This window comes from Micromonospora solifontis (assembly GCF_003725545.1).
GTDB classification, from domain to species: Bacteria; Actinomycetota; Actinomycetes; order Mycobacteriales; family Micromonosporaceae; genus Micromonospora; species Micromonospora solifontis.
Window position 1 is genome coordinate 1 of sequence record NZ_RJLN01000167.1, and the last position, 4,289, is coordinate 4,289.

Below are 4,289 nucleotides of genomic sequence, written 5' to 3' on the forward strand. Positions count from 1 at the left end.
GCCACAGCGGCCAGAGCACCGCCGGCAGCGAGACCTGCAGCACCGACAGGTACCGGGCGTTGCCCAGCGGGTCGGTGGCGGCGAGCGGGCTGCGGACGTACCCGAGCAGGGTCAGCGCCGCCCCGGCGACCAGGGCGAGCTGCGCCACGGCCCGGACCCGCGCGGCGGCCCCCGCCGCCCGCCGGTACGCGACCAGCCCGAGCCCGGCGGCGGCCACCAGCAGCAGCGGGTAGAGCAGGCCGAACCATTCCTGCCACCGGGCGCAGCCGTCCACCGGGCAGAGCCCGGACGCCAGCGGCACCCCCTCCAGCAACCCGCCGTGCAGCCGCTCCGACACCGACGGCGCGACCCCGTCCTTGGTGCTGATCTCCCGGAACACCGACAGCGAGTCCTGCCCGTCCGGGGCGACCAGGTTGTCCTTAATCATCGGAGTGACGCCGACCAGGAACCCGACCACCAGCAGCACCCCCGGCCAGCCGACCAGGTCCCGGGGCGCCGCCCAGACCAGCACCACGCCGGCCACCGCCAGGTACGGCACGATCAGCCAGTCGGACCAGAGCGCCAGCCCCGCGAGCAGCCCGAACACGCCGGTGGCCAGCCAGCGGTGGCGCACCCGGCGCTCGCCGAGCGCCACCGCGACCAGCAGCATCGCCAGCACGGCGGCCTTCACCTCGGGCCGCCCGCCGACCACGGTGAGCTGGTCGCGCACCACCCGCTCCGAGCCGAGCGCCAGCAGGCCCACCACGAAGGCGGCCAGCCACGGGGAGTAGAGCCGGCGGGTCAGCCGGTACGCCAACCAGAGGAAGACCGCGTAGAGCGCCAGCAGCGGCAGCCGCAGCACCGGCCAGCTCGGCCCCGCCAGCCCGACCAGGGGCGCCGCCAGGTACGCCTCGAACATGCCCATGTAGCGCTGGCCGTACAGGAAAACCGGTCGCTCGTGACCGCCCGCGATGTGCAGCGCGGCGAGCCCGAAGGTCGCCTCGTCGCTGTTCGACGTGGGCAGGGTCAGCAGGGTCAGGACCAGCCGGTAGCCCACTCCGGCCGCGCCGAGCAGCAGCGCGACCAGCGCCGGCCGGTCGAGCGTCGGACGCCAGCGCCCCGGGTCCCGCACCGGTCTGGACACGACCACGCCCCCGTCGTCGCCTGCGACCGCAGTCTGTCACGACGGCGGCCGGCGGCGGGGTGGATCGGCGCAGACGACTCGCGTGGCCGGCACCGTCCGGTTGTGGCAGGGTGGCAGCGTGCCACCCACACCGCCGGACCAACTGGCCGTACCGCAGCTGCACCGGGCCGCACGCATCGAGGACGCCGTGCACGGCCTGCTGGAACGCCGGCTGCGGCGCACCGGGTGGCAGATCAACATCATCGCGTACGCCGGGTACGGCGCCCCGGGCTGGGCGCGGGTGCTCTGCCGGGTGCTGCTCGGCCGCCCGGACACCCGGCAGCGGGGGCGGCTGGAGAAGGTCCGTGGCTGGCGCAGCTTCGCCACCCTGCCCGCCAAGTACGCCACCGTGACCATCGAGGCCGACGGGGTGCGCACGGAGGCGACCGCCGACCGCAGCGGCTTCGTCGACACCGTCGTCCGGGCGGACTTCACGCCCGGCTGGGGCTGCGTACGCATCAGCGTGCCCGACGCGGAGCCGGTCGAGGCGCTGGTCCGGATCCTCGACCCGGACGTCCGGTTCGGCATCCTCTCCGACATCGACGACACGGTGATGGTGACCGCGCTGCCCCGGCCGCTGCTCGCCGCGTGGAACACCTTCGTCCTCGACGAGCACGCCCGGGCGGCCGTTCCCGGCATGGCGGTGCTGTACGAGCGGCTGGTCACCGCCCACCCGGGCGCACCGGTCTTCTACCTGTCCACCGGCGCGTGGAACGTCGCGCCGACGCTCACCCGGTTCCTGTCCCGGCACCTCTATCCGGCCGGGCCGCTGCTGCTGACCGACTGGGGTCCGACGGCCGACCGCTGGTTCCGCAGCGGCCGCGAGCACAAGCGGGCCACCCTGGCCCGGCTGGCCCGGGAGTTCCCGGACGTGCGGTGGCTGCTGATCGGCGACGACGGGCAGCACGATCAGGAGATTTACCGCGAGTTCGCCGCCGCGCACCCGGACAACGTGGCCGGGGTGGCGATCCGCCGCCTGTCACCCACCCAGGCGGTGCTCGCCGGCAGCCTGCCCGCCCCCGCCGGACGCCCGTCCTCCGGCCCGGTGGGGCAGAAGTGGCTCGCCGCCCCCGACGGCGCCGGCCTCTGGAAACTCCTCCGCGAAGCCGGCCTGGTCTGAACCGCGCCCGTCCGTTCACGGCCGGTCCGGAGCCCGACCGCCTATTGTTGGCCGCCGCGCCGCAGCACACAGATCGACGCGCGCAGCCGGCGGACCAGGTCACGACGGCGGCCGGACCGGGCCGCTAAGGACCGGTCCGACCGCTGTCCGGTAGGTCAGTCGGTGCCCGAGCCGCCCGCCCCGGCCGGCTCGCCGGTGCCCTCCGCGCCGCTGCCGCCGCTGCCGTGGGCCGCACCGCCCGATCCGTCCTCAGGGTTCCCGCCGACGTCCTCGGCCATCCCGGCCTCCTCGGCCTGCCCGGCGTCCTGGTTCTGCCCGGCGTCCTGGTCAGCGTCGCCAGCGGCGTCGCCCCCGCCCTGGCTTTGGTCGCCCGGGGCGCAGCCCGGGGCGCTCGGGTCAGCCACCTGGTAGGCGGCACCATCCGGGCCCGCGTCACTTGCGTCCGCGCCGGGCATCCCCGCTCGCCGGTTGCGCCCCGGCGCGACACCCTGGCCGTCGCTCGAGCCCTGGCCCTGGCTCATGCCCTGACCGTGACCGACGCCCCGCCCCTGGCCCGTGCCCTGGCCGCCCGTGTCCTGACCTCGGCCTTGGCTCATGTCCTGGCCTTGGCTCATGTCCTGGCCTTGGCTCATGTCCTGGCCTTGGCTCATGTCCTGGCCTTGGCTCATGTCCTGGCCTTGGCCCGTGTCCTGGCCTTGGCCCGTGTCCTGGTCCTGGCCGGTCTGGCCCTGGCCGGCGCGCTGGTCGCGGGCCGCCTGGCGGGCGGCGCGTACCTGCTGCGCGATGGCCCGGAGCTGCTGGATGCGGGCCCGGATCTGCTGCAGACGCTGGGCGATCCGCCGACCGGCATTCCCGGCCTGCTGCCCGTCGGCGGCCTCGCCGCCACCCGGCGCGTCGGCTGCACCGCCCACGGCCTCGCCGCCACCCGGCGCATCGGCTGCACCGCCGGCCTGCCCGTCGCCACCCTGCTGGCCGGTGTCCTGCCGGCCGGCGTCCTGCTGGTCGCCTGCCTGCTGGTCGGCGCCCGCCTGCTGCCGGGCCGCCCGGGCGGCCTGGACGATGCCGGCGATCTGGCCGAGCAACCCGCCGACCGCGTCGATGATGCCGGCGGCCCGTCCGGCCGCACCGGCCGCCCCACCGGCTGCGCCGGCCGCCCCACCGGCCTCGGTGCCGCCCGGGGCGCCGGCGGCCCGGGCACCCGGCACGATGCGCTGGATGCCGCCGAAGATCCCGCCGAGCCGCTTCACCCGCAGCTCGGTCGTTGCGGGGTCGACGAGCTGGCCGGAGCGCTCACCGGACATCTCCTCGGTGATCGCCCACGCCCGGTCGAGCTCCGTCGCCATAGCGTCCTGCCACGGGACGCTGGGGCAGTCCGCGCCAACCACCTCGACCGTGCCGTCGCAGCCGGCCGCGGCCCGGCGCTGCTGGATTAGGTCGACCACCGCCTGTCGGTTGGTGATCCGGGCCGCCGAGTTGGCGTCCGGGTTGCGGCGCTGGTCCGCGATGAAGGTCAGGTTGTTGCGCAGCGCGCCGTCCAGCCCTTGGCAGTTCTCGGCGGCCTGCCCGGTCCCGGTGGCCACCGCGAAGGCCGCGCCGGCCGTCATCGCCAGGGCAACCCCGCCCGCGATCTTCCGGTTCCGGGACGACACCGCCGCCCCGCGCCGCCTGGTTGTGCCTCTGCTCCACGCCATCGAAGCTCCTCCGCCTCGTCCGTCACAGGTCTCCGGCATCCATCGGGCGGTACGGCGTTGGGCCGGGACGGGTTCAGGGCGGAGCGCGGCGAGGCTGCGATGTTCGACAGCCAGTGAGCGAGAGTCGGGATTTCGCTACGCCGAGTAAGGACTGGACCCGGCGGTCTAGGTTAGACCGACATGTCTCTGAGACATGTTTACGTCTCTGAGACATGTCGGTCTGAACGGGTTGTCGGCCCCGGGGCCGCCGATGGTCCGTGGGCGCCGCGCCGAGGCGCGCGGGCGCCGCGCCGACGCGTCGGCAGGCGCCGCCCGG

3 protein-coding genes are annotated in these 4,289 nt (G+C 75.4%); 1 reads left to right on the forward strand and 2 read right to left on the reverse strand.

The features are described from left to right. On the reverse strand, window positions 1–1,129 hold a 1,129-nt coding region (locus EFE23_RS27485; protein ID WP_373684058.1), incomplete at its 3' end, for a glycosyltransferase family protein. A 112-nt stretch (window positions 1,130–1,241) separates the two neighbouring features. Between EFE23_RS27485 and EFE23_RS27490 the strand changes: the two genes are divergently transcribed. Then, complete coding sequence (locus EFE23_RS27490) at window positions 1,242–2,282, forward strand: App1 family protein phosphatidate phosphatase (RefSeq protein ID WP_233601172.1); 1,041 nt, start codon at window positions 1,242–1,244, stop codon at window positions 2,280–2,282. 155 nt (window positions 2,283–2,437) lie between these two features. On the opposite strand, the gene EFE23_RS27495 is transcribed toward EFE23_RS27490, so the two are convergent. Then, on the reverse strand, window positions 2,438–3,973 hold the full coding sequence (locus EFE23_RS27495; RefSeq protein ID WP_123243777.1) for a hypothetical protein: 1,536 nt from the start codon (window positions 3,971–3,973) through the stop codon (window positions 2,438–2,440). Window positions 3,974–4,289 lie beyond the last annotated feature (316 nt).

Coding starts and splice junctions, on each gene's coding strand:
- EFE23_RS27495 (WP_123243777.1), bottom strand. CDS start 3,973: ATGGCGTGGAGCAGAGGCACAACCAGGCGGCGCGGGGCGGCGGTGTCG.